General features: G+C 62.7%; 25 protein-coding genes and 1 tRNA gene. 18 read left to right on the top strand and 8 right to left on the bottom strand.

All coding sequences use genetic code 11. The features are described 5' to 3' along the window. Window positions 1-114 precede the first annotated feature (114 nt). From D9R08_RS06995 to D9R08_RS06970, 6 genes are all read left to right on the top strand, one after another. Window positions 115-375: a hypothetical protein gene (locus D9R08_RS06995; RefSeq protein ID WP_121897335.1), complete on the top strand. Its 261-nt coding sequence runs from the start codon at window positions 115-117 to the stop codon at window positions 373-375. Then, complete coding sequence (locus D9R08_RS06990) at window positions 375-1,451, top strand: branched-chain amino acid ABC transporter permease (protein WP_121897334.1); 1,077 nt, start codon at window positions 375-377, stop codon at window positions 1,449-1,451. The genes D9R08_RS06995 and D9R08_RS06990 overlap by 1 nt, the downstream gene beginning before the upstream one ends. A 74-nt stretch (window positions 1,452-1,525) precedes the next feature. Further along, a complete protein-coding gene (locus D9R08_RS06985; RefSeq protein ID WP_121897333.1) occupies window positions 1,526-2,809 on the top strand; it encodes an ABC transporter substrate-binding protein in 1,284 nt (427 codons plus the stop codon). A gap of 102 nt (window positions 2,810-2,911) precedes the next feature. Continuing rightward, window positions 2,912-3,766, top strand: coding sequence for an ABC transporter ATP-binding protein (locus D9R08_RS06980; RefSeq protein WP_121897658.1), 855 nt, complete (start codon window positions 2,912-2,914; stop codon window positions 3,764-3,766). A gap of 5 nt (window positions 3,767-3,771) precedes the next feature. After that, window positions 3,772-4,782 (top strand): phosphatase domain-containing protein, encoded by a 1,011-nt coding sequence (locus tag D9R08_RS06975; protein ID WP_121897332.1) that lies wholly within the window; start codon window positions 3,772-3,774, stop codon window positions 4,780-4,782. 2 nt (window positions 4,783-4,784) lie between these two features. Next, complete coding sequence (locus D9R08_RS06970; protein WP_121897331.1) at window positions 4,785-5,996, top strand: phenylacetate--CoA ligase family protein; 1,212 nt, start codon at window positions 4,785-4,787, stop codon at window positions 5,994-5,996. A gap of 2 nt (window positions 5,997-5,998) precedes the next feature. On the opposite strand, the gene D9R08_RS06965 is transcribed toward D9R08_RS06970, so the two are convergent. Then, a complete protein-coding gene (locus D9R08_RS06965) occupies window positions 5,999-6,328 on the bottom strand; it encodes an EF-hand domain-containing protein (RefSeq protein ID WP_158598948.1) in 330 nt (109 codons plus the stop codon). A 214-nt stretch (window positions 6,329-6,542) separates the two neighbouring features. Between D9R08_RS06965 and D9R08_RS06960 the strand changes: the two genes are divergently transcribed. From D9R08_RS06960 to D9R08_RS06950, 3 genes are read left to right on the top strand one after another with little or no spacing between them, the layout of a single operon-like run. Further along, window positions 6,543-8,180, top strand: coding sequence for a peptidoglycan-binding domain-containing protein (locus tag D9R08_RS06960; RefSeq protein ID WP_158598947.1), 1,638 nt, complete (start codon window positions 6,543-6,545; stop codon window positions 8,178-8,180). A gap of 27 nt (window positions 8,181-8,207) precedes the next feature. After that, window positions 8,208-8,747: a DUF4329 domain-containing protein gene (locus D9R08_RS06955; protein ID WP_121897328.1), complete on the top strand. Its 540-nt coding sequence runs from the start codon at window positions 8,208-8,210 to the stop codon at window positions 8,745-8,747. Window positions 8,748-8,782: 35 nt separating this feature from the next. Beyond that, window positions 8,783-10,216, top strand: coding sequence for a cobyric acid synthase (locus D9R08_RS06950; RefSeq protein ID WP_233557327.1), 1,434 nt, complete (start codon window positions 8,783-8,785; stop codon window positions 10,214-10,216). Window positions 10,217-10,401: 185 nt separating this feature from the next. Here D9R08_RS06950 and ykgO read toward each other — a convergent pair whose 3' ends face one another. Beyond that, complete coding sequence (gene ykgO / locus D9R08_RS06945; protein WP_010141322.1) at window positions 10,402-10,527, bottom strand: type B 50S ribosomal protein L36; 126 nt, start codon at window positions 10,525-10,527, stop codon at window positions 10,402-10,404. A 66-nt stretch (window positions 10,528-10,593) separates the two neighbouring features. Then, window positions 10,594-10,668 (bottom strand) — tRNA-Val (locus D9R08_RS06940). A 163-nt stretch (window positions 10,669-10,831) separates the two neighbouring features. On the opposite strand from D9R08_RS06940, the gene D9R08_RS06935 reads away from it, so the two are divergent. Further along, complete coding sequence (locus D9R08_RS06935; RefSeq protein ID WP_121897326.1) at window positions 10,832-11,692, top strand: N-formylglutamate amidohydrolase; 861 nt, start codon at window positions 10,832-10,834, stop codon at window positions 11,690-11,692. A 36-nt stretch (window positions 11,693-11,728) separates the two neighbouring features. On the opposite strand, the gene D9R08_RS06930 is transcribed toward D9R08_RS06935, so the two are convergent. Further along, a complete protein-coding gene (locus D9R08_RS06930; RefSeq protein WP_121897325.1) occupies window positions 11,729-12,982 on the bottom strand; it encodes a DNA polymerase IV in 1,254 nt (417 codons plus the stop codon). Between the two features lie 94 nt (window positions 12,983-13,076). Between D9R08_RS06930 and D9R08_RS06925 the strand changes: the two genes are divergently transcribed. Together D9R08_RS06925 and D9R08_RS06920 are read left to right on the top strand one after the other, a co-directional pair. Then, the gene (locus tag D9R08_RS06925; protein ID WP_121897324.1) at window positions 13,077-13,970 is read left to right on the top strand and encodes an SPFH domain-containing protein; all 894 of its coding nucleotides are present in this window, start codon (window positions 13,077-13,079) and stop codon (window positions 13,968-13,970) included. Further along, window positions 13,970-14,254, top strand: a complete 285-nt coding sequence (locus D9R08_RS06920) for an NfeD family protein (protein ID WP_121897323.1) — start codon at window positions 13,970-13,972, stop codon at window positions 14,252-14,254. Before D9R08_RS06925 ends, D9R08_RS06920 begins: the two co-directional genes overlap by 1 nt. Window positions 14,255-14,306: 52 nt before the next feature. Here the strand turns inward: D9R08_RS06920 and pyrF are convergent, their stop codons facing one another. Then, window positions 14,307-15,023, bottom strand: a complete 717-nt coding sequence (gene pyrF, locus D9R08_RS06915; RefSeq protein ID WP_121897322.1) for an orotidine-5'-phosphate decarboxylase — start codon at window positions 15,021-15,023, stop codon at window positions 14,307-14,309. A 308-nt stretch (window positions 15,024-15,331) separates the two neighbouring features. Then, a complete protein-coding gene (locus D9R08_RS06910; protein WP_233557325.1) occupies window positions 15,332-15,958 on the bottom strand; it encodes a helix-turn-helix transcriptional regulator in 627 nt (208 codons plus the stop codon). A gap of 107 nt (window positions 15,959-16,065) precedes the next feature. Here D9R08_RS06910 and D9R08_RS06905 point away from each other — a divergent pair, with 107 nt between their 5' ends. From D9R08_RS06905 to clpB, 3 genes are all read left to right on the top strand, one after another. Then, window positions 16,066-16,485 (top strand): DUF6855 family protein, encoded by a 420-nt coding sequence (locus D9R08_RS06905; RefSeq protein WP_121897657.1) that lies wholly within the window; start codon window positions 16,066-16,068, stop codon window positions 16,483-16,485. 112 nt (window positions 16,486-16,597) lie between these two features. Continuing rightward, entirely contained in the window at window positions 16,598-17,116 is a 519-nt protein-coding gene (locus tag D9R08_RS06900; protein ID WP_121897320.1) for a hypothetical protein, read from the top strand. A gap of 101 nt (window positions 17,117-17,217) precedes the next feature. Further along, entirely contained in the window at window positions 17,218-19,833 is a 2,616-nt protein-coding gene (clpB, locus tag D9R08_RS06895) for an ATP-dependent chaperone ClpB (protein ID WP_121897319.1), read from the top strand. A 76-nt stretch (window positions 19,834-19,909) separates the two neighbouring features. Here clpB and D9R08_RS06890 read toward each other — a convergent pair whose 3' ends face one another. Further along, a complete protein-coding gene (locus tag D9R08_RS06890) occupies window positions 19,910-20,419 on the bottom strand; it encodes a fasciclin domain-containing protein (RefSeq protein ID WP_121897318.1) in 510 nt (169 codons plus the stop codon). A gap of 94 nt (window positions 20,420-20,513) precedes the next feature. Next, complete coding sequence (locus D9R08_RS06885) at window positions 20,514-20,996, bottom strand: fasciclin domain-containing protein (protein WP_121897317.1); 483 nt, start codon at window positions 20,994-20,996, stop codon at window positions 20,514-20,516. 255 nt (window positions 20,997-21,251) lie between these two features. On the opposite strand from D9R08_RS06885, the gene D9R08_RS06880 reads away from it, so the two are divergent. From D9R08_RS06880 to msrQ, 3 genes are all read left to right on the top strand, one after another. Continuing rightward, window positions 21,252-22,739, top strand: a complete 1,488-nt coding sequence (locus D9R08_RS06880) for an FMN-binding glutamate synthase family protein (protein WP_233557324.1) — start codon at window positions 21,252-21,254, stop codon at window positions 22,737-22,739. Between the two features lie 71 nt (window positions 22,740-22,810). Next, the gene (msrP, locus tag D9R08_RS06875; protein ID WP_121897315.1) at window positions 22,811-23,713 is read left to right on the top strand and encodes a protein-methionine-sulfoxide reductase catalytic subunit MsrP; all 903 of its coding nucleotides are present in this window, start codon (window positions 22,811-22,813) and stop codon (window positions 23,711-23,713) included. Window positions 23,714-23,879: 166 nt separating this feature from the next. Beyond that, window positions 23,880-24,485: a protein-methionine-sulfoxide reductase heme-binding subunit MsrQ gene (gene msrQ, locus D9R08_RS06870; protein ID WP_407690600.1), complete on the top strand. Its 606-nt coding sequence runs from the start codon at window positions 23,880-23,882 to the stop codon at window positions 24,483-24,485. The last annotated feature ends 162 nt before the right edge of the window (window positions 24,486-24,647 follow it).

Below are 24,647 nucleotides of genomic sequence, written 5' to 3'. Positions count from 1 at the left end.
CGCCTTTCAGACCGATGAGTGGCCGGCTGCATCCGGCGGCCGGCAGGCCCGAGCGCCGCATCCGCTAGGCGCGGCCTCTGCCAGTGATGCCATGGCAAGCAGGGAGCAGAGAGTATGATCGACAATCAGCCGGATCCGCCTAATCCCTTTGCCAATGTAGGCAGACCCGCCTTCGTCAAGGGGGGAACACAGGCCAAGAAGATATGGGCCATCGTGACCACGGTAGGCTTTGCGATCTTCTGGTTTTCCGGACTGTTTCTGGCCGCTGAGGTGTTCGGGCAGCGCGATCTCACAATCTGGCCCGCGATCCTGACACCGGTCGGCCTTGTGATCGGGCTGATCGGGCGGGTGTTAATGGTTCGGGAGGGTGCCTGATGTTTTATCGTGAAGCCGGTGACTTCAAGACCACCTACGCAAAGGACAACCAGACTTTCCCGATCGCCTTCGACCGATACCGGTACTATTTCGTCCTGTTCATGGCGATCGGGATCGTGCCCTTCGTGATCAACGATTACTGGGCAAATGCGATCCTGTTGCCCTTCCTGATCTATGCGATCGCGGCGATCGGCCTGAACATCCTGACCGGGTATTGCGGGCAGGTGTCGCTTGGCACGGGCGGGTTCATGGCGGTGGGGGCCTACACTTCCTACAAGCTGATGACGGCGTTTCCCGGGCTGGATATGGTCACGATCACCCTTCTGTCGGGTTTCATGACCGCAATCGTGGGCGTGATGTTCGGCCTGCCTAGCCTGAGGATCAAGGGGTTCTATCTGGCCGTGGCGACGCTGGCGGCGCAGTTCTTCCTTGTCTGGCTCTTCAACAAGGTGCCTTGGTTCTACAACTATTCCGCTTCCGGCCAGATCAACGCGCCGGAACGCACGATGTTCGGCATGGCCGTTACGGGTCCGAACGCAGAGAGCTGGGTGAAATACCTGTTCTGCCTGGCCTTCGTCTTCGTGCTTGCATGGATCGCCCGGAATCTCACGCGCGGATCGATCGGGCGGCAGTGGATGGCGATCCGGGATATGGATATCGCTGCCGAGATCATCGGGGTGAACCCGCTGAAGGCCAAGCTGACCGCTTTTGCGGTGTCGAGCTTCTACGTGGGTATTTCCGGCGCGCTTCTCTTCACCGTCTATCTGGGCGCTGTCGAGGTGGGCGAAGCCTATGGCATCACCAAGTCGTTCCTGGTTCTCTTCATGATCATCATCGGGGGGCTGGGCAGCATCTTCGGCGCCTTCGCGGGTGCGGCCTTCATGGTGCTGCTGCCGGTGCTGCTGAGAAACATCCTGACCGACGGGATGGGCTGGGACACCGCCCTTGCCACGCATTTCGAATTCGTGATCGTCGGCGCGATGATCATGATCTTCCTGATCGTCGAACCGCACGGGCTGGCCCGCCTCTGGGCGCTGGCCAAGGAAAAACTGCGACTTTGGCCCTTCCCGCATTAGGGCGCGGCCTTGAACCATACGACCGGGCACAACCCCGGCATCCAACAAAGATCAACCAAATGGGAGGATACCCGATGAAGACATTAGCAACCCTTGCCGTCGCCACGGTGATGGCCGCAGGGCCCGCACTGGCGGACCTTGTGTTCCCCGATCTCAGCTACCGGACCGGCCCCTATGCCGCGGGCGGTATTCCGTTTTCGGACGGGTATCAGGACTACATGACGCTGCTGAACCAGCGCGATGGCGGTATCGGTGGTGTGATGACGCGCGTGGTGGAATGCGAGACCGCCTATAACACCGAGCGTGGCGTGGAATGCTACGAGAGCACCAAGGGCGAGGGCGCACTTGTCTATCAGCCGCTGTCCACCGGCATCACTTATCAGCTGATCCCCCGCGCGACCGCGGATGGCATCCCGCTTCACACTATGGGCTACGGCCGGACCTCGGCCTCGAACGGTACCGTGTTCAGCCACGTGTTCAACTATCCCGCGAACTACTGGGATGCGGCATCGGTGATCATCAACCAGTTGCTGGAGGAAAACGGCGGGTCGCTGGAAGGCAAGACCATCACGCTTCTCTACCACAATTCGGCTTATGGCCGGGAGCCGATCCGCACGCTGGAAACATTGTCCGAGATGCATGGTTTCGAGTTGAGCCAGCTGGCGGTGGATCACCCCGGTCAGGAGCAGGGCAACCAGTGGCTGACCATCCGCCGCGAGCGCCCGGATTACGTGATCATGTGGGGCTGGGGCGTGATGAACCAGGTCGCGATTCAGGAGGCCGCCAATATCCGTTTCCCGATGGAGAATTTCATCGGCAACTGGTGGGCCGGGGCCGAGCATGATGTTGAGCCCGCAGGCATGGACGCAAACGGCTACCGCGCGCTGAACATGAATGTTTTGGGCGATCTGCCGGTCTTCGACGAAATCCAGGAGCATGTGATCGATGCGGGCCTGGCGGCCGGCGATGGCACCAATCTGGGATCGGTGCTTTATACCCGTGGGATGTATGCCGCGATGCTGGCAGCCGAAGCGGCCCGTACCGCGCAGGAAATCCACGGGGTCGCAGATATCGACGCCGCGATGATGCGGGATGGGATGGAAGCACTGGTGATGACCAACGCGCGGATGGAAGAGTTGGGCATGCCGGGTATCGGGCCGGAGTTCACAGTGACCTGCGAAGATCATGGCGGATCCGGCATGGCGCGGATGCAGCAGTGGAATGCGGAAGCCGGCGAGTGGGTGACGCTGACCGATTTCATCGCCCCCGACGACAGCGTGACCGACCCGCTGGTCGCCGAGGACAGCGCCGCATTTGCAGCGGAAAACAACATCGAGCTGCGCTGCAACGAAAGCTGATCTGAGAGAGCCCGGCGGCGGCGCAGCCGCTGCCGCCGGGATTTTGCGTATTTGGAAAAGGAAGCCGCGGTTTTCCGCAGCTTTGAGTGGGAGAGCCACGCGATGCTGGACACCGAGTTGCATGGAGACGGGAAAGCCCCGGAACTCGATGGGGCGGAGACGCTTCTGGAAGTCAACAATATCGAGGTCATCTACAACCATGTGATCCTGGTGTTGAAAGGGGTATCGCTGAACGTGCCAAAGGGGGGCATTACCGCATTGCTGGGCGGCAACGGCGCGGGCAAGACCACCACGCTGAAGGCGATCTCCAACCTCCTGCATTCTGAACGCGGCGAGGTGACCAAGGGCTCGATCCACTATCGCGGAGAGCGGGTGCAGGATCTGAACCCCTCCGATCTGGTGGAGCGGGGCGTTATCCAGGTGATGGAAGGCCGCCATTGCTTTGAGCATCTTACGGTGGAAGAGAACCTGTTGACCGGGTCCTATACCCGCAAGGACGGGCGCGCCGCGATAGATGCGGATCTTGAAAAGGTCTATACCTATTTCCCGCGCCTGAAAGAGCGGCGCAAGAGCCAGGCGGGCTACACATCCGGCGGAGAGCAGCAGATGACGGCGATTGGCCGGGCATTGATGTCCAAGCCTGAGACGATCCTGCTGGACGAGCCCAGCATGGGGCTGGCCCCGCAGCTTGTCGAAGAGATTTTCGGGATCGTGAAAGACCTGAACGAGAAAGAGGGCGTGAGCTTTCTGCTCGCCGAGCAGAACACCAATGTCGCGCTCAGATTTGCGCATTACGGCTATATTCTGGAAAGCGGGCGCGTGGTGATGGATGGACCCGCCGCCGATCTGCGCGAAAACCCGGATGTGAAGGAGTTTTACCTGGGCGTCGGCGATGACGGGCGCAAGAGCTTTCGCGACGTGCGGTCTTATCGCCGTCGCAAACGCTGGCTGAGCTGAGCCCCGTGCTACGGGATGCGTTCGTATCGGCGGCCAGGGTTGCCGAAAGAGGGCTCGAACGGATCGGGCGTCGCAAAGGCGCACCGGTGCTGGACCCGTATATCGGCTATGCCACGCCCGAGGGCCGGGTTCTGCGTGCCCGTGTTCTGACCCATCTGCGGGCCTCCGAGCCCGATCCGGAGCAGTCCCGGCTGACCAATCTGCGGCAGATGGCGTCGCTTTTCATCACCGACGAAGTGGCCGGTATCGCCGTCCTGTCGGAAGGGGTGGAGGCGCTGAGCGATGCAGAAGGCTATGTGACGCTGACGGTGCCCGGCGCGGGCGCCGGGCCTTGGGACGATGTGCCGATGCGGATTGCCGGACGACCGGACAGCGAGGTGATCTGCCCGGTGCAAGTGCCCGGGGCGACCGCGCGCTGGCTGGTCATTTCGGATATCGACGACACGATGATCGAAACCGGCGCCCATTCGCTGGCCCGGAACCTGTGGACGACCTTCACCGGTTCGGCATTGACCCGGGTGGTACATCCCGATGCGGTGAAGCTCATGGCGACACTGGCCGAACGCGGACGCAACCCGGTCTTCTATGTCTCCTCCTCCCCGTGGAACCTGCATGATTTTCTGGAGGGGCTGTTCGCCCGGGCCGATCTGCCGCGGGGGCCCATGTTCCTGCGCGATCTTGGCGTGTCGCCCTCCGGCGGTATCGGGGCGGGGCATCTGGACCACAAGAGTGCCGCGATCGACACGATCCTTGCCGCCACTCCTGATCTGCCGGTGCTGTTGCTGGGCGACAGCGGGCAGAAGGACGCGCATGTCTATCGCGACGCGATCAGGCGGCATTCGGGCCGGGTACGCGGCGTGGCGCTGCGCGAGCCCGCCCCCGGTGTCGGTGCGGATGACGCGGCCGCCATCGCCGAGATCGAAGCGGCAGGCGTGCCCTGCTATCATGGCCCCGGTTTCGGCGGCGCATTGGCATACTGGGGGCTGACCCCTGAAGACGAACAAAGGCAGGCGTGACCATGGCAGATCAAGCGCAAGAATTTTTCGACCGGCTGGAGACACGCAGCGCCGACGAACGATTGGCTGATCAACTGGCCGCGGTGCAGGCGCAGATCGAGCGTGTGCTGAGTGCACCGGACAGTTGCCTGCCCGGCATCGCGCCGATCAAGGACCTCGACGATCTGGCAAGCCTGCCGGTGCTGAGAAAGTCGCAGTTGAGCGAATGGCAGGCGGCGGCACCGCCCTTCGGTGGTATCCCGGTCGCAAATGTCGCCCACGTGTTCCAGTCGCCGGGGCCGATCTACGAACCCGGCGGGATCGGTCATGACTGGTGGCGCATGGGCAGGTTCTTACACGCGGCAGGCATCGGCGCGGGCGATGTGGTGCAAAATTGCTTCGGCTATCATCTGACCCCTGCGGGGATGATCTTCGAATCCGGTGCGCGCGCCGTGGGGGCCACGGTTCTCCCGGCGGGTGTGGGACAGACCGAGTTGCAGGTGCGCGCGGCCAGGGATGTGGGCTCCACCGCTTATGCGGGCACGCCGGACTATCTCAAGGTGATCCTCGACAAGGCCGCGGAGATGGGCGTGCCTCTTGGCATCACCAAGGCGGCCGTGGGCGGCGGCGCGCTGTTTCCCAGCCTCCGTCAGGATTACGCGGATCGCGGCATCTCCTGTCTGCAAAGCTACGCCACGGCGGACCTGGGCAACATCGCCTATGAAAGCCCCGCGATGGAAGGGATGATCGTGGACGAAGGTGTAATCGTGGAGATCGTGCGCCCTGGTACCGGTGACCGGGTGTCGGAGGGCGAGGTGGGCGAGGTCGTGGTGACGACGTTAAACCCCGATTACCCGCTGATTCGGTTCGCCACCGGCGATCTGAGTGCGGTGATGGCCGGGCAAAGCCCGTGCGGGCGGACCAATATGCGGATCAAGGGGTGGATGGGCCGCGCCGATCAGACGACCAAGATCAAGGGGATGTTCGTGCGCCCCGAACAGGTGGCCGATTTCGTGGCCAAGCACCCCGAAATCGCCAAGGCGCGGGTTATCGCCACGCGGGAGGGGGAGATGGACGCAATGACCGTTCAGATCGAGGCCGAAGGCGGCAACGAGGATGCGTTTGCCAGCAGTGCCACCGACAGTCTGAAGCTGAAAGGCAAGATCGAAATCGTTGCGCCCGGCAGCCTTCCGAATGACGGCAAGGTCATCGATGATCGCCGCGTTTATGACTAGATCTATCCACCCTCGGCCCGGTGAGAGCGGTCTGCGCTACGCATCTCGTTCGGGCTGACATAGCCGTCACCGTTCACATCGATCCTGCTGAAAGCCATCCGGTAGGCGCCAAAGGTGCGAATCCGTCGCGACGTCGGCTGACCATAAGCGGCCATGGTGCGGATAAAGTTGCCGAACTCATCGAAGCTGAGATGCTCGTCATTGTTGACGTCGGCAGCAATGAAGGTGGCGACAGCGCGTTCGCTGAAGGGGCCTTCACTCTCTGCCAGAGCGGGTGTTCCAAATACCAGAAGGGCCACCACGGCGTAAGGGATTTGGGCTTGGATTGGCATCGGATCACTCCACAAGAGATGCAGACAATAGAGTTTAAAGCGATTCGGTTTGTCCGGTTTCGAAATGCACGAACATCGGCGAGAAGCCGCTTGATCGCCGATGTTATCGGGTAACATCGGCCTTCATGCTATGGGTTGGCCAAACTGACCAAGAGGTTCAAAAATGAGATCGAATTGCCTGATTTTTTTTGCATTGGCTGCAATCGCCCCAACCATGGCTGCAGGGGATACAGCACTGGTTGTCGGCAACAGCCGTTATGACGAAGCCGCCACGATCCGAGCGGCCGATGATTTGCTGGACGCCACGCGGGCGCTGGAGACCGCGGGGTTCGACGTATTCGAGGGGGAGGACCTGTCGGGCGCGGAAATCCGCGCGCTGGTATCCGATTTACTCGTCACAGGTGAAGATACCCGGATGATCATCGCGCTGAGCGGACATTTCGCGCAGTCGGAAGCCACGGGCGGAGACAGCTGGTTTCTGGGCAGGGAGACGGATGCGCCCGATCTTGCAACCATCGGTGCACAGGGGATCGCGGTAAGTACGATACTGGATGTTGCTGGGATGGCCGCAGGTCGCGCGGTGGTGCTGCTCGGCACCGAGGACCGCGCGATCGAATTGGGCGTGGGGCTGCAGCCCGGGATCGGCGATCTGGATGTGCCGCAGGGCGTGACCGTGATGACCGGCGAGGCGCGCGAGATCGCCCGGTTCCTGCGCCGTGACCTGCTGGAGCCGGGCATGGCGGTGGCCACGATGCTGCGGGACTCCGACAACCTGACCGGGTTCGGATTTCTGTCCAGGGGTCTTGCGTTCATTGATGCACCCGAAGCAGAGGGGGCCGCGGCAGATGCGATCGTGCCGCCTGCGTCCGTCGAGGTTTCGGACGAGGCTGAGATGGCGCTTTGGGCGGCGGCGACGGAACTGGATACCGAAGCGTCCTACCGGGCGTATCTGCAACGCTACCCCGATGGTCCGAATGCTGCCGAGGCGCAGGCGCGGATGGTTGCCCGGGCGCTGAATCCGGAACAGCGCGCCGAACGGGCGGAGGCGGAACTTTCGCTGAACCGCACTGCTCGCCAGGACATTCAGCGCGATCTGTCGATCCTCGATTACGATCCGCGCGGGATCGACGGTATCTTCGGACCCGGTTCGCGTGCCGCCATCCGGGGCTGGCAGCAGGCAACCGGGTATGAGCCTACCGGGTTTCTGACCCGCGAACAGATTGCCCGGTTATCCGACATGAGCGATCTGCGTGCGGCGGAGCTGGAGCGCGAGGCGCAGTTGCGGGCGGAGGAGCAGGAACGCAACGACCGAGCGTTCTGGGACGCGACCGGGCAGGGTGGCGATGAGGTCGGATTGCGGGCCTATCTGGAACGCTATCCCGATGGCGTGTTCGCCGATATCGCCACCGCAAGACTTGACGATATCGAGGTCGCCGCACGTCAGGCCGCCGCGGCCGAGGAAGGCGCGGCATGGGACCGGGCCCGAGACGCCGACACTGTGGAGGCCTATCGGACCTATCTGCAAACCTATCCGGAGGGGTCATTTGCCGGCGCGGCCCGATCGCGGATCGCCGAGTTGCAGGGTGGAGGGCAGGATCCCGCATTACTGGCCCAGTGGGAGGCGCGCGAGGCGGCGCTGAACATGCCGACCGTCACGCGGCAGTTGATCGAGCAGCGGCTGGCGGCGCTGGGCCTGGACCCGGGCCGGGTTGACGGCCAGTTCGACGAGGACACCCGGCGCGCGATGCGGCGGTATCAGCAGGCGCGCAATCTGGAGGTCACGGGCTTTCTGGATCAGGGGACCGTTGTGCGGTTGCTGGCGGATTCCGTAGGCGCCATTATCCGGCAATGATATGTAACCCGTGCAAGGAACCCGGCGATGCGCAATTGGAAGTCTGTGGCGCTTGTCGCCGGTGTTCTGGTTGCGCATCCGACCGTGCCGCAGGCGCAACCTGCCGCTGAACTGGCCGCGGCGCACGCGATCCTGAGCCAGCGTCAGCCGCTCTCATTCGCCGAGAACAAGCAGTATTGCGGCTATATCGGCATTTTGGGCGATAGCCGCTACATGGCTGCGGATGTTACCCGGGGGCGCAGCGACAACTGCCTTTCCCGGAGCGATGAAAGTCGGTTCGCCGGTGTGACGGCCTCCCTCCACACCCATGCGCGGTTCGGTCCCGGCGCCGACAGCGAGGTGCCGTCAAGCAACGATTTGGAAGGCGACATGTCCGAAAGGGTGAACGGATATGTCGCCACCCCGGGCGGGCGGCTTTGGTTTATCGACGGGCGCACCGGCGTGGCGACGCAGGTCTGCCCGACGGGATGCATGGGGCAGGATCCGGATTTCGTGGCCGGAGACGCGGGGCCGATCGCAGGACGCTATACCGGGCAGGAGCTTCGGCAGCGGGAACGCAAATGGTAGGGCGGAACGGGACTGGACTACTTGGCCGGGCGCTGATGATTCAGGGTACGGGTTCGGATGTAGGTAAATCAATGCTGGTGGCAGGGCTCTGCCGGGCGGCCCGCAGGCGCGGCCTGTCGGTGGCCCCCTTCAAGCCGCAGAACATGTCGAACAATGCCGCCGTCACCGGCGATGGCGGAGAGATCGGGCGTGCACAGGCGTTGCAGGCAATGGCCTGCGGGCTGGAGCCGCTGACCGACATGAACCCGGTTCTTCTGAAACCGGAAACGGATGTGGGCGCGCAGATCATCCTACAGGGGCGGCGGATCGCATCGGCCTCGGCACGCGGCTATGGCGATTTGAAACCGACATTGATGGCGGCGGTGATGGAGAGTTTCCAGCGCCTGAAATCGGCCCATGACCTTGTGATCGTGGAAGGGGCCGGCAGCCCCGCCGAGATCAACCTGCGGGCGGGCGATATCGCCAATATGGGGTTCGCCCGTGAGGCGGATTTGCCGGTGGTACTGGCCGGTGACATCGACCGCGGAGGCGTGATCGCCCAGATCGTGGGAACGCAGGCGGTCATCGATCCGGCGGATGCCGCGCTGGTGGCAGGTTTTCTCGTTAACAAGTTCCGCGGCGATGTCAGCTTGTTCGACGAAGGATACAGGTTTATCGCCGACCGGACGGGGTGGCGTGGATTTGGCGTGCTGCCATGGTTTGCCAACGCCTGGAAGCTGCCGGCGGAAGACGCGCTGTCGCTGCACGCTCCGAAGCGGGAGCATGGGTTTCACATTGTCTGCCTCGCGCTGTCACGGATCGCGAACTTCGACGACCTTGACCCTTTGCTTCAGGAGCCGGGGGTGCGGGTGACGATGCTTGGACCGGGTCGGGCCCTTCCTGGAGATGCCGATCTGGTGATCTTGCCGGGCACGAAATCCACCCGTGGAGATCTGGCGTTTCTTCGGGCGCAGGGCTGGCATCTGGACCTGACTGCCCATCACAGGCGCGGCGGTCATATCCTCGGCATTTGCGGAGGGTACCAGATGCTGGGCCGCGTGGTTGCAGACCCGGACGGGATCGAAGGGCCGGCCGGGGAGACCGAGGGGTTGGGGTTGCTGGAAATCGAGACGGTCATGACCCCGGAAAAGCGGCTCTGTGAGGTGGAGGCGGTGCATCGCGCCAGCGGGGTGCCGTTTCGCGGCTACGAGATTCATATCGGACAAAGCGACGGTCCCGACCGGGCAAGACCGTTTGCCACGGTGGCCGAGGCCGCCGAAGGCGCGATCAGTGCCGATGGGCGGGTGGAGGGAAGCTATCTCCACGGGATGTTCCGCGATGATAGGTTCCGTGCGGCCTGGCTTGGTCGGTTCGGCGTTGCGGCTTCCGGCCTTGTCCATGGAGAGGCCGTAGAACGCACGCTGGATGCCCTCGCCGACCATATGGAGGCGCATCTTGATGTCGGCGGCTTGCTTGGCCTGGCGCGGTAACGCGGAGCCGTTCTTGGCAGCAAGACCGTGTTGGCGAGCGGCGTGGATTCTGGCGGCAGCGGTTCCGTTGCGCCCTGCATGCCCGGTTCGCCTGCGAATTTGGCGGCAACGGATCGTGGATCGACGGGACAGGACAGCAAAAAAGCCGCCCCGGGGGCGGCCTTTTCAGCTCATGCGCATATGGCTCAACCCTGGCGGGCTTTGAACCGGCGCTGCGTCTTGTTGATCACATAAACGCGGCCCTTGCGGCGCACGACGCGGCAATCGCGATGGCGCTGCTTGAGCGAGCGGAGCGAGTTCCTGACCTTCATGGCCTGTCTCCTTCGTCGCGGCGCGGCGATGCGCCTTGGGGTTAAGCCCTTGAAAAAGGGCATGAATGGTGGGCGATACTGGGATCGAACCAGTGACCCCTTCGATGTCAACGAAGTGCTCTACCGCTGAGCTAATCGCCCGTGTGACACCGAGATGGGCTCAGGCCGACGGGCGGCCCGGTCCGGCACCCGCCGCACAGTGAAGCCGCTCTATAAAAGGAGTCGGGGGGTGGTTCAAGAGCTTTCAAAGGCTTTTGGTCATTGTGAGAATCCGCCTATATTCGAGGGGAAGGAAAGGGTCTTCATGTCGCGTCACGCCTACCGTCTTGATATGCCGGATCACCGATCGACGCCGGTGATTGTCGCCTCGCCCCATTCCGGGCGCCATTATCCGTGGAGTTTTACCCGCAGAACGGTGCTGGACGAACGCGCGATCCGGTCTTCGGAAGATGCGTTTATGGACATGCTGGTGGCCGATGCGCCGAGGCTTGGGGCGCCGCTTCTGGCCGCCGAATTCCCCCGCGCCTATGTGGATCTGAACCGAAATGCCGACGAACTGGACCCCGGCGTGGTGGCGGGTGTCAAACGCGCCTCGCAGAACCCGCGGATCAGTTCGGGCCTCGGTGTTATCCCGCGGGTGGTGGCCAATGGCCGCGTCATCTATCGCGGCAAGTTGAGTCTGGATGAGGCGGAGGCGCGGATTTCACAGGTCTGGCGACCCTATCACCGACAGCTGGAAGAGTTGGTCAGCGGCGCGCAAGTGATGTTCGGCCGGTCCATTCTGCTTGATTTCCACTCGATGCCGCACGAGGCGCTGGACGCGATTTCCCGGCCCGGCCAGCGGCGCCCCGAGGTGGTTCTGGGCGACCGGTTCGGAGCCTCGTGCAACAGCGCCGTGGTGGAGCAAATCGAAGCGGCGTTCGAAGAGGCGGGCCTTGTGGTCAGCCGGAACGCGCCTTTCGCGGGGGCATTCGTGACCCAGCACTACGGGCGGCCGTCGCGCGGGCGGCACGCTGTCCAGATCGAGATCGACCGGTCGCTTTACATGAATGAACGACTGATCCGTCCGAATGGAAACTTCCAGAACGTCAAAGCCCTGATCACCGAGGTCCTGGACCGGGTGATCGGGCCGCGGGCCGGACAGGTGCCTCTGGCCGCGGAGTGATCCGGGCCGTTTGCGCATTGGCGCGGTGCAGGCCGATCATCGCAGGGCGCGTCCCTTGACGATGGCATCCTTGCCGAAGCGGTTACGAATGGCGTCGGCGGCGCGTTCGGCCTGATAGCGTTTGGCCTGATCGGGATCGAGCAGGTTGCCCGAACGGTCGGCCTGATCCGACGGCACCAGATCGGACAGGCCCACACCGAGCAGGCGGTAGGGTCTGGTGTGGTCGACGGCATCGAAAAGCCCCCGCGCGGTCCGGTAGATGCGGTCAGCCATATGAGTCGCATCACCAAGTGAAACCCGGCGGGTGATCTGTGTGAAATCGGCGCGTTTCAGTTTCAGCGTCACGACCCGACCCGCGATGGCCTTGGCCTTGGCGCGAGCGGCAACCTTCTCCGTCATGCGCCAGATATGGCCGTCGAGAATATCGGGGTCGGCGATGTCGTCGGAAAACGTGGTTTCGTTCGAGATACTCTTGACGGCCCTGTCGCGCTTGACCCGTCGATTGTCCTCGCCGCGCGAAAGAAAATAGAGCCGGTCACCCATGGTGCCAAAGCGGTCGGCCAGCGCCTTGCGATCCCATCGCCTCAGATCGGCGAATCTGCGGATCCCGGCCTTGTCGAGGGAGGCCTGGCCGGCCTGGCCGATGCCCCAGATCATGCGAACAGGTTTGTCCGACAGGAATGCCATCGTTTCGGCCTTGCCGATGATGGAAAAGCCGCGCGGTTTGTCGAGATCGGAGGCGAGCTTCGCCAGAAACTTGTTGTGCGAGAGACCGATGGATCCGGTGATGCCGAGTTCGGCCCGCATCCGGTTGACCAGACCGGCCAGCATCGCGGCAGGGGGCTTGCCATGCAGCCGTGCGGTTCCGGTGAGATCCATGAATGCCTCGTCAAGGGAGAGCGGTTCGATGGCGGGCGTCATCTCTTCCATCATCGCGCGGATCTGGCGCGACACCTGCGCATAGACCTCCATCCTGCCCCGCACCACGACCGCCTCAGGGCAGAGCTTCAGGGCCTTGAACATCGGCATCGCGGATTTCACTCCCTTGATGCGCGCGATGTAGCAGGCGGTGGAGACGACGCCGCGTTTGCCGCCGCCGATGATCACGGGCTTGTCGCGCAACTCGGGGTTGTCGCGCTTTTCGACAGAAGCGTAAAACGCATCGCAATCCATATGGGCGATGGACAGATCGAAAAGCTCGGGGTGGGATATGATGCGCGGGCGCGCGCAGGCCGGGCAGCGTGTGCCGGTCTCGAACATGGTCAGGCAGTCGCGGCAGAGCGCGGGCATGATGGATCACCGTTGGCAGACGGGAAGAACATCCGATCTAGGCAAATCTCCCCTCCCAAGCCTATATAGCCTTATGAAACCCGAGGATAACACAATGGATTTTGATCAACTGATTTCGGAGCTTCTTGGCGGCAATGTCGTGATCCTGCTTCTGGCAGGGTTCATTATTCTTTGTATTTTCCTGGGCATTCGGATCGTTCCGCAATCCGAGCAGCATGTGGTGGAGCGTTTCGGCCGGTTGAAATCCGTGCTGGGGCCGGGGATCAACTTCATCATCCCGTTTCTGGACAGGGTGGCCCACAAGGTCAGTGTTCTGGAGCGACAATTGCCCAATGCGAGCCAGGACGCGATCACCTCCGACAACGTCTTGCTGCAGGTGGAAACCAGCGTGTTCTATCGGGTTCTGGAGCCTGAAAAGACCGTCTACCGGATCCGCGATGTGGATGCGGCCATTTCCACTACCGTGGCCGGGATCGTGCGTGCCGAAATCGGGAAGATGGAACTGGACGAAGTCCAGTCCAACCGGAATCAACTGATCGAACAGATCAAATCCATGGTCGAGACAGCCGTAAACGATTGGGGGATCGAGGTGACGCGCGCCGAGATACTGGATGTGGCGCTGGATCAGGCCACACGCGACGCGATGTTGCAGCAGTTGAACGCGGAACGCGCACGGCGGGCGGCGGTGACGGAGGCCGAAGGCAAGCGCCGAGCGGTGGAGCTGGCCGCCGATGCGGAGCTCTACGCTGCCCGGCAGGCGGCCGAGGCGCGTCGTGTCGAGGCCGAAGCGGAGGCCTATGCCACGGGGGTCGTGGCCGAGGCGATTGGCAAAGGCGGCCTGGAAGCCGTACAGTACAATATCGCTCTGGAACAGGTGAAGGCGATTGCACAGGTTGCGCAAGGTCAGGGAACGCAGACGATTGTGGTGCCGGCGGATGCGGTCGATGCCTTCGGCAAAGCGTTTCAGATGCTGAAGGGGCGCGTCTGATGTGGGGGGAATGGTGGGCGTGGATGGCGGCGGCACTGATCCTCGCCGTGGGCGAGGTTCTGCTGCCGTCCTTCGTGCTGCTGGGTTTTGCCATCGGCGCGGCGGTTGTGGGTCTTATCCTGCTGGTCGGCGGGCCGCTTGCCTTGTGGCTGTCGGCGTCCATCCCGGTCATGTTGCTGGCCTTCGCGGTGACGTCCCTGATCTCGTGGCTTCTGTTGAGGCGGTTCATCGGTCTGCGTTACGGGCCGGTGAAAACCTTCGATCACGACATCAATGACAACTAACGGCCTGGTGCGCGGACTTCGCTGATCGCTTTGGCCCTGGGCCGCGCCCCGATCATCTGTTGGGTGTCTTGGCTTGGGGAGAGTTCATTTCTTCCGTTATGGATAGCGCGGCGCTCCTTGGGTCCGCCGACTGCCAGACAGGCCTGCCAACCACAATATGATCGGCGCCTTCGGCAATTGCCTCGGCAGGCGTTGCAACACGTTTCTGGTCGCCCAGACCGGACCCGAACGGGCGGACACCCGGCGTGACGATCAACCGGCCCGCGGCCTCCGGCAGGGCGCGGATGAGACGGGCCTCCTGCGGCGAGGCGATCACCCCGTCGGCGCCCGCGTCAAGGGCACGGCCCGCGCGGTCCACCACCAGATCAGGAATCTTCCCAGCGCGGATCAGGCATGCATCCAAATCCTCGCGATCTAGCGACGTCAGCACCGTAACCGCGAGTATCTTGAGCTCCGTACCCGAAGCGCCCTCTTTGGCGGCACGGACCACATGCGGGTCGCCGTGAACGGTCAGGAAGTCCAGGTCGAAGCGCGCAAGCCGGCTGACCGCCGCTTCGATGGTGGCGGAGATATCGAACAGCTTCATGTCGAGGAAGATGCGCTTGCCGTGATCCTGTATCAGTTCATTGGCAAGACCAAGACCGCCTGTGGCCAGCATGCCGAGGCCGATCTTGTAGAACCCCACCGCATCGCCGATCTCCTGGGCCAGTTTGAGGCCCGAGAGCGCATCGGGTACGTCGAGGGCAACGATCAGTCTGTCATCGGTCACGATTGGTCCCCCCGTTTGGCTTCGGTCCGGTGATTACGCGCAGCGGCGGGGCCTGTCCATCTCGTTGGCAGAAAAATACCCGGATCTCGGGGGTGACGACCGAGATCCGGGCCAGGTGGAAAGCCCGGCTGTGCTGAGCGCCGGGCCTTGGTGGATGCGCGCGACCGCAACAGGGCCGCGCGCATCCTGAGCGGGTTCCTCGATACACCTGCAGGGCTGCAAATTCGGTGCATCTGCGGAGCCGCTACTCAAGTGCGCCTTCAGTGCCTCCGTGGGACGGGCGAAATGCGCGGAGGGTTCAATCTTTTCTAGAACCGGCGGGAGGAGATGTTCAGATCGCCCCAATCTGCTTGTGGAATGGGCATTTCGGGACGCCGTTCATCGGTGACGGACCAGGTTTGGCCGTCAAAGCCCAGATGGATCGGGTGCAGATCCTGTGGATGGCGTGAGCGCCCGCGCAGCCGCACGATGCACCTGTTCCGAATGGCCTCAGCAAGCGCCATGACATAGGGGTTCGGCGCGGCGGGCGCTGTCCGGACCGAAAACCGCGCGACCGCCTCGGCGCAGCGGCTTCGGGTCGCGTCGGGAAAGCTTTCCAGCAGTTTCGCCCGGGCTGTCTGCATGGCCGGACCGAGGCCCATTTGGTGAAGGGCGGGATGGGGCGTGGCCAGATGCAATGCCAGCGCCTCGGCCTCGGCGGTATCCAGGCCCGTCAGGCGGGTCCGGTAGTTGAACCCCAGCTCTATGCCGCCCTGATTGCCCTGATGCACGATAATCGGCAGGCCCGCTTCGGTCATTGCATCGACATCGCGCAGGATGGTGCGTTGCGCGACCTCCAGTTCGCGGGCCAGTTGCGTGGAGGTCTGCCGGCCGCGGTTCTGGAGGATCAGGAGAATACGGAGAAGACGGGAGGCGCGCATGGGCAATTTAAACATGACAGAAGATGTCATGTAAGGGGGCATAGGGAGGAGCCGGTGAGCTATGGAGGCATGATGAGACTTCACAAAGCGAAATGGATGGCGGCAGCCGCGGAGGGAACGGTATGATCACATATGGCGATGGCACGGCGGAGGATCCCTGGCGGTTGAAGACCCCACCCGGCAGTTCCGAATACCAGGCCTGGCGCGACGCGGCGGCGGATCCCCCCGCGTTGGTGGTGCAGGTGGGCAAGACCCGGCTGAGCTACCGGCTGCAGGCGCTGGAGGATGCCGCGGAGATGTTGCGGCGGCGCGGTGACTGGATCGATCTGGGCAATGCCGACGAGGGCAAGCCGGTGAAGCAGGGCACGCTTGAAGCCTGGGCGCGAGACGAAGGCAACCCGGTCGGCGGGTATTACGGGCTCAGAAAAGGTTATCGCGGTCGGTTTGCGAATTACGTTGCGCCGGTACTGGAGCTGCTGGGTCTGGCGGAGCTGGAGCACAAGCCGCGCGGAAACCGGATCAGGGCGCGGGACCCGGACTAGTTAACGGGAAGGTCAGGCGGCGCCCGGCTACCAGGACTTGCGGGGCCCCCTCCCTCACCCACTATCCAGCGCGGGCCTTGGCAAGCGGGCTGGTCTGGCGCAGCATGGAGAGATGGTGCGCAGGAAAGACGATATTCAAAAGGCATTGGCCGCGTTTGACGGGCGTCGCATCGCGCCATTGAAGGATGCTGTCGACCTGCCCCTGACCCCGGAGGCGGAGGGCGCCATTCTGGATGCGGTGGCCGGGCCAGATCAGGTGGGGGCCACGTGGATGGTCAAGGCGCTGGCCGAGGCCGGCCGCCTGTCTGAGGCGCAACTGGCGGAGGCTTTGGCCGATTTTCCGAAACTGACGGAGCCGGACGCGATCCTGCATCTGCTGCAAACGGTGCAATACGCGCCCGGAGTAGCGGAACCTTATCTGCGGAATTTCGTGGGGTTGGCGGGATCGGACAAGCTTTTTCTGCGGGTTTGGGCTTTCGATGCCTATTGCCGGGTCGCGGCCATGCACGGGGCGATGGCGGATGTGACAGACCGTATTGAGCAGGGCCTGACAGATCGCTCCAAGGCGATGCAGGCGCGCGCGAGGGCGCTGGCGCGGGAATTTGGCGTGAAAGTGCAACAGAAATCTTGAGATCGCGTCGGCGATTTCCCATCTAGGGCTGGAGGCTTGCGACGACCCCGTGCCGCTTCAGGGCGGGGCAGAGGCAGGCGCTTTTGAGAAGGAGAGACGTGATGAACTTCGAGAAGTTCACAGATCGCGCACGCGGGTTTGTGCAGGCCGCTCAGACCATCGCGCAGCGCGAGGACCATCAGAAACTTGCCCCAGAACATCTGCTGAAAGCGTTGATGGACGATGATCAGGGGCTCGCTTCAAATCTGATTGCCCGCGCGGGCGGAGATCCCAAACGCGTCGTCGAGACGCTGGATGTCGCTATCGGTAAGCTGCCCAAAGTGACGGGCGATGCCGGACAGCTTTATCTCGACGGGCAGACCACGAAGGTTCTGTCCGAAGCACAGAAACTGGCCGAAAAAGCGGGCGACAGTTTCGTACCCGTCGAACGCCTTCTGACCGCATTGGCGATGGTGAAATCGGCGGCCAAGGGCGCGCTTGAAGCCGGCGCCGTCAACGCGCAGAGCCTGAACGCGGCGATCAATGACATCCGCAAGGGGCGGACGGCCGACAGCGCCTCCGCGGAAGACAATTACGAGGCGCTTGGCAAATATGCCCGCGACCTGACCGAAGCCGCCCGCGAGGGTAAGATCGACCCGATCATCGGCCGCGACGAGGAAATTCGTCGCGCGATGCAGGTTCTTTCTCGGCGCACGAAGAACAACCCGGTCCTGATCGGTGAGCCGGGCGTGGGCAAGACCGCGATCGCGGAGGGTCTGGCGTTGAGGATCGTCAATGGCGACGTGCCCGAAAGCCTGCGCAACAAGACTCTGATGGCGCTTGATATGGGTGCGCTGATTGCCGGTGCGAAGTATCGTGGCGAGTTCGAAGAACGGCTGAAGGCGGTTCTGAACGAGATCACCGCGGCTGCGGGGGAGATAATCCTCTTCATCGACGAGATGCACACGCTGGTTGGCGCGGGCAAGACCGATGGCGCGATGGATGCGGCAAACCTCATCAAACCCGCGCTGGCGCGCGGCGAGCTGCACTGCGTGGGCGCCACGACTCTGGACGAATATCGCAAATATGTCGAGAAAGATGCGGCCCTGGCCCGGCGGTTCCAACCCCTGATGGTGGAGGAGCCGACTGTGGAGGATACCGTATCGATCCTGCGCGGGATCAAGGAGAAATACGAGTTGCACCACGGGGTGCGTATCTCAGACGCGGCTCTGGTCGCAGCGGCGACACTCAGCCATCGGTACATCACCGACCGTTTCCTGCCGGACAAGGCCATCGACCTAATGGACGAGGCCGCGAGCCGCTTGCGGATGGAAGTGGACAGCAAGCCCGAGGAGCTGGACGCACTTGATCGTGACATCCTGCAAAAGCAGATAGAGGCGGAGGCGCTGAAGAAGGAAGACGACGCCGCCTCCAAGGATCGGTTGGAGAAGCTGGAAAGAGAGCTGTCCGAACTGCAGCAGCGGTCCGCCGAGATGACGGCGCAATGGCAATCGGAGCGCGACAAGCTGGAAAGCGCACGCGGTCTGAAGGAAAAGCTGGATCATGCTCGGGCGGAACTGGATCAGGCCAAGCGCAACGGCGATTTGGCGAAGGCCGGGGAGTTGAGCTACGGCGTTATCCCGCAGCTTGAGAAGGAACTGGCGAAAGCGGAGCAGGCCGAGGATGACGTGATGGTCGAAGAGGCCGTGCGCCCCGAGCAGATCGCCGCCGTGGTCGAACGCTGGACCGGCATTCCGATGTCCAAGATGCTGGAGGGCGAACGCGAGAAACTGCTCCGTATGGAGGAGGAGATCGGCAAACGGGTGATCGGCCAGAGAACCGCCGTAACCGCCGTGTCCAATGCTGTGCGCCGGGCGCGGGCGGGTTTGAATGATGAGAATCGGCCGCTCGGCTCGTTCCTGATGCTCGGGCCGACCGGCGTGGGGAAGACGGAGCTGACCAAGGCGCTGGCCGAGTATCTTTTCGACGATGATCAGGCGATGGTGCGGATCGACATGAGCGAATTCATGGAGAAGCACTCCGTCGCCCGGCTGATCGGCGCGCCTCCGGGCTATGTCGGTTATGACGAAGGCGGCAAGCTGACCGAAGCGGTCCGGCGCCGCCCCTATCAGGTGGTCTTGTTCGACGAGGTGGAAAAAGCGCATCCGGACGTGTTCAACGTCCTGTTGCAGGTCCTTGATGACGGTCAGTTGACCGACGGGCAGGGGCGTACCGTCGATTTCAAGCAGACATTGATCGTGCTGACGTCGAACCTGGGCGCTCAGGCGCTGAGCCAGTTGCCGGACGGGGCCGATGCGTCGGATGCCAAACGCGATGTGATGGATGCTGTGCGGGCGCATTTCCGGCCCGAGTTCCTGAATCGCCTGGACGAGACGATCATCTTCGATCGGCTATCCCGCGCGGATATGGATGGCATTGTCGCGATCCAGATGGCGCGTCTGGAGAAACGTCTGGCGGATCGCAAGATCTCGCTGGATCTGGATGACAGTGCGCGGACCTGGCTGGCCGATGAGGGCTATGACCCTGTATTCGGGGCGCGTCCGCTGAAGCGCGTGATCCAGCGCAGCCTGCAGGATCAGCTGGCCGAGATGATCCTCGCCGGTGATGTCAGGGACGGCGACACCGTACATGTCAGCGCGGGGGCGGATGGTCTGATTGTCGGTGATCGGGTCAGTGCGTCGACCCGGCCCAAGCCGGATGACGCGGTTGTGCACTAGATCCCGCGGAGGCTGACAGAAAAGCGCCCCCTTCCGGTCAGGCGGGGGGCGCTTTCCATTATGCCTTGGTCGTAACTCAGTGGGGCAGCAGAACCGCGTCGATCAGATGCACCACGCCGTTGGAGGCGATGATATCCGCGGTCGTCACGTTCACCGAATTGTTCAGTGTGACGCCGCCGCCTGTGCCGTCGGCACGCAGGAAATCGCCCTGAACGGTCGGAATGCGGCCGCGCTGTCCGATGATCGCCTCGGCGGGGTAGCTTGCGGGTGAGACATGGTAGGTCAAAATCGAGACCAGCTGATCGCGGTTTTCGGGCTGCAGCAGGCTCTCGACCGTCCCGGCGGGCAGCGCAGCGAACGCGTCATTCGTGGGCGCGAAAACCGTGAATGGACCGGGGCCGGACAGTGTTTCGGCAAGACCAGCCTCGGTCACTGCGGTGACCAGCGTGGACAGATCGGGAGTGGCGACGGCCAGATCCACGATTGTGGCGGACTGCGCGCGCGCGACAGCGGGGACAAGCGCTGCGCCTGCGGCGGCGGCGGTGAGTGCGACCGGAGCGGTCGTGAGGAATTGACGGCGAAGCATGGTTGTTTTCCTTCCCTGGTGTATTGAAGTTGTGTTGTGCGAATGTGGACAGCGGCACGATATGCCGCTGTCCGGTCGAGTCAGGCGATGAGCCTTACATCTCGGGGATGATTACCGTGTCGATCACGTGGATCACGCCGTTGGAGGCTTCGATGTCGGCAGTCACGACATTGGCGCCATTCACGGTCACACCACCTTCGGTACCGATCGTCAGGTCGCCGCCCTGAACGGTCATCGCTGTCATGCCGTCGCTGAGATCGGTCGACATGACCGCACCCGGAACGACGTGATAGGTCAGGATGGCCACGAGCTGATCGCGGTTTTCTTCCAGAAGAAGCGTATCTACCGTGCCTTCGGGCAGCGCGGCAAAGGCGTCATCGGTGGGTGCGAACACGGTGAAGGGTCCTTCGCCTTTCAGTGTGTCCACTAGGCCCGCCGCTTCGACTGCTGCAACAAGCGTGGTGAAGGAACCTGCGCCAACGGCGGTGTCGACGATGTCCATGGAGTGGCTGTCTGCGAATGCCGGTGCGGCCAAGGCGGTTGATGCCACGAGGGCCAGCAGGGTGCGTCTCATCATCTTAGTGTCTCCCATAAGATCGAACGGGTGTTGTCCCGCGACCTGCCAGATGGAAGCGTTTCGACCCCCGGCAAGATGAGCGATCCGTTGCCGATGGGCTTGACGAATGGTGATCCGGCCCTAAGCCCGCAAGGTTAACGAAATCCAGTAAAACTGATGTTATCGGGCGTTATCCTTGGTGAAGTGATCAGGTCGTCTTTACTTGCCTCGACCCCTTCGATGGGAAAGATGACCTGGTGAATGCTGGAGGGATGTATGACCTGGTATCTTGAAGCGATGGCGCTGGCTTTCTGGCTGGTGATCGGTCTCGGTGTGCTGATCGTTATTGTTGTGGGCGTACTCGACCGGCTCCAGAAAAGTGACGCGATCCGGCGCAATTATCCCGTGATCGGTCGGTTCCGCGGGTTGTTCACTACCTTGGGCGAGTTTTTCAGACAGTACTTCTTCGCGATGGACCGTGAGGAGCTTCCCTTCAACCGGGCTCAGCGCGACTGGGTGAAACATGCGGCCGAAGGTGGAAGCAACACGCTTGCCTTCGGGTCGACACGGAATATCAGTGTGGTGGGAACACCGCTCTTTACACCTGACCCGTTTCCGCCGCTGGACGACCAGTTCGCCAAATCCGAGCCGATGGAGATCGGGCCGCATGCCCGCATTCCGTTCATGGCCCGGTCGTTCTTCAACATATCGGGCATGAGCTATGGTGCGATTTCGCAGCCCGCGGTTCGCGCGCTGAGCCGCGGTGCGCGCGAGGCGGGCATGTGGATGAACACGGGTGAGGGCGGTCTGTCGCCCTATCATCTGGAAGGCGGGGCCGACATCGTCTTTCAGATCGGCACCGCCAAATACGGGGTGCGGGATGCGGACGGAAATCTCGACGACGAGAAACTGCGGGCCGTTGCCGAAAAGCCCGAGGTGAAGATGTTCGAATTGAAGCTGGCGCAGGGGGCCAAGCCGGGCAAGGGCGGCATTCTGCCCGCCGAGAAGATCACGCCGGATATCGCCGAGATCCGTGGCATCAGCGCCGGGCAGGACAGCCTGTCGCCGAACCGGCACAAGGAGATCCGAAACTTTGCCGATCTGTTGGATATGGTCGGCCATATTCGTGACGTCACGGGCAAGCCCGTGGGCATTAAGACGGTCATGGGCGGTCTGGAGCCGTTTCGGGAACTGTTCGAACTGATCAACGAACGGGGCGCGGAAACCGCGCCGGACTTCATCACCCTTGACGGGGGGGAGGGCGGCACCGGCGCGTCTCCCATGCCGCTGATGGATCTTGTGGGAATGTCGATCCGCGAGGCGCTGCCGCTTCTGACCGATCTGCGCAACAGAGCCGGCCTGAAAGACCGCATCCGCATTGTCGCGTCGGGCAAGCTCGTCAATCCGGGCGATGTGGCCTGGGCACTGGCGGCGGGTGCGGATTTCGTAACATCGGCGCGGGGCTTCATGTTTTCGCTTGGCTGCATTCAGGCGCTCAAATGTAACAAGAACACCTGCCCGACCGGCATCACAACACACGATCCGCGCTTTCAGGCCGGTCTGGTTGTCGAAGACAAGGATAAGCGCGTCGCGATGTACGGCAAATCCATCGTCAAGGAAGTCGAGACGATTGCCCATTCGGTCGGCGTGTCCGAGCCGCGCCTGCTGCGCCGCCGGCATGTGCGGCTTGTCCAGCCGGATGGCACGTCAATCCCGATGAACGAATTGTTCCCGACAGATCGCACGCCGCAAACAGTTTCGTGAGGTCGCATGCTTTGGCTTGGGCGCACCCCATGTTTTAGGGCAGTGTGCCGCGAAACGAGACGGAGATTGACATGGCCGGAAGATATCGCTCCCCGCTCACATGGAATGATGTGACACCCAGAAGCCTCTATCTGAACCGTCGTCAGATCATGGCCGGCAGCGGGGCATTGCTGGGGGCCGGGCTGATCGGGAATCGCGCCCAGGCGCAGGATCTGGAGCCCAACACCTGGGAAGAGATCACCAACTACAATAATTTCTACGAGTTCGGCACGGGAAAGGACGACCCCGCCCGAAACGCTCATATGATGACGACACAGCCGTGGTCGATCCAGATCGATGGTTTGGTCGACAATCCCGGCACCTATTCCTTTGCCGAAATCATGGATGGGATGACCGTCGAGGAGCGCATCTATCGCCTGCGCTGCGTCGAGGCGTGGTCGATGGTGGTGCCATGGAACGGGTTCGAGCTGGCCGATTTGCTGGAGCGCGTCGGCGTGCAGGCCGGGGCCCGATATGTGGCCTTCGAAACGCTGAACCGACCCGAGGAGATGCCCGGCCTCCGCTTTCCGGTTCTGGAATGGCCCTATCGGGAGGGTTTGCGGCTGGACGAGGCGATGCATCCGCTGACGATCCTGGCGACCGGGCTTTACGGTGAGCCGATGCCCAACCAGAACGGAGCGCCGATCCGACTGGTGGTGCCTTGGAAGTATGGTTTCAAGTCGATCAAGAGCATCGTCCGCATCACCCTGACCGAAGAGCAGCCACCGGCAAGCTGGAACATGGCGCAGCCACGGGAATACGGCTTCTACAGCAATGTGAACCCGAATGTGGATCACCCTCGCTGGTCGCAGGCGACGGAGCGGCGGATCGGCGGTGGCCTGTTTGCGACGCGACAGGATACATTGATGTTCAACGGCTACGAGGACGAGGTTGCCGGTCTTTATGAAGGCATGGATCTTGCTGAGTTCTTTTGAGCGGCTCGCCGGCTGCCGGATCGGGCCGCGATCATGACGCGGGAAACCCGACGGTGCCGGCGGGAGCATCCGGGCGACCCGGTGGTCCCCGGAGCAATGGGCCTGTCAAGCCTCCCTGCTTCGGCACATATCTTCCGCATGGCATCATGAGTGGGCGTCGCTGAAGATGATGGTCGAGAGCATCAACCGGGCGCTGCGGCGCCTGCCGCCATGGGCGATCTATGTCGCCGCCGCACTCTGGGCGTCCTGGATGTTCTATCTCGGGGCGACCGGAGGACTGGGCGTGGAGCCGATCGAGGCGCTTGAACATGCCTATGGAGAGCGGGCCTTGCAATTGATCGTCCTTGGGCTGGCCGTCACCCCGCTCAGACGATTTCTGGGGATCAATCTGATCAGATTCCGCAGGGCGATCGGCGTCACCGCGTTTTTCCTTGTGTTGGCGCATTTCGCGGTCTGGGCGGTGTTGGACGTGCAGAGCGCAAGCCGGATCTGGGCCGATATCGTGAAGCGCCCCTATATAACCATTGGCATGGCGGCCCTTGCCCTACTGATCCCGCTGGCCGTGACGTCTAACAACCTGTCGGTCAGGCGACTGGGTTCGGCGGCCTGGCGCCGGCTCCATATGCTCGTTTATCCGGCGGCCCTCCTTGGGGCGTTGCACTACGTCTGGCTCGCCAAGGGCTTCCAACTGGAGCCGATGATCTATCTGGGCCTCACCCTGCTGCTCCTTGCCCTGCGTTTTCCCGCACTGCAGACGCGACTCGCCAGCTAGATCCCCCGCGACTCGCGGTGAGTCTCATCTCCAAAAACCCATATTTGGGGACAGGTCTGGGGATAACCCGATATCTTGGGGTATGTCCCTACCTTGAGTCGTCTTGAACGATTGGGTGGCCAGTATTGCAGCCCCGCATCGGCGGTCTTTTCGCGCGCCTAA

It is taken from the genome of Rhodophyticola porphyridii (assembly GCF_003688285.1).
GTDB classification, from domain to species: Bacteria; Pseudomonadota; Alphaproteobacteria; order Rhodobacterales; family Rhodobacteraceae; genus Rhodophyticola; species Rhodophyticola porphyridii.
The sequence above is the reverse complement of the archived record's forward strand: the minus strand, read 5'-3'. Positions and strand labels throughout refer to the sequence as shown.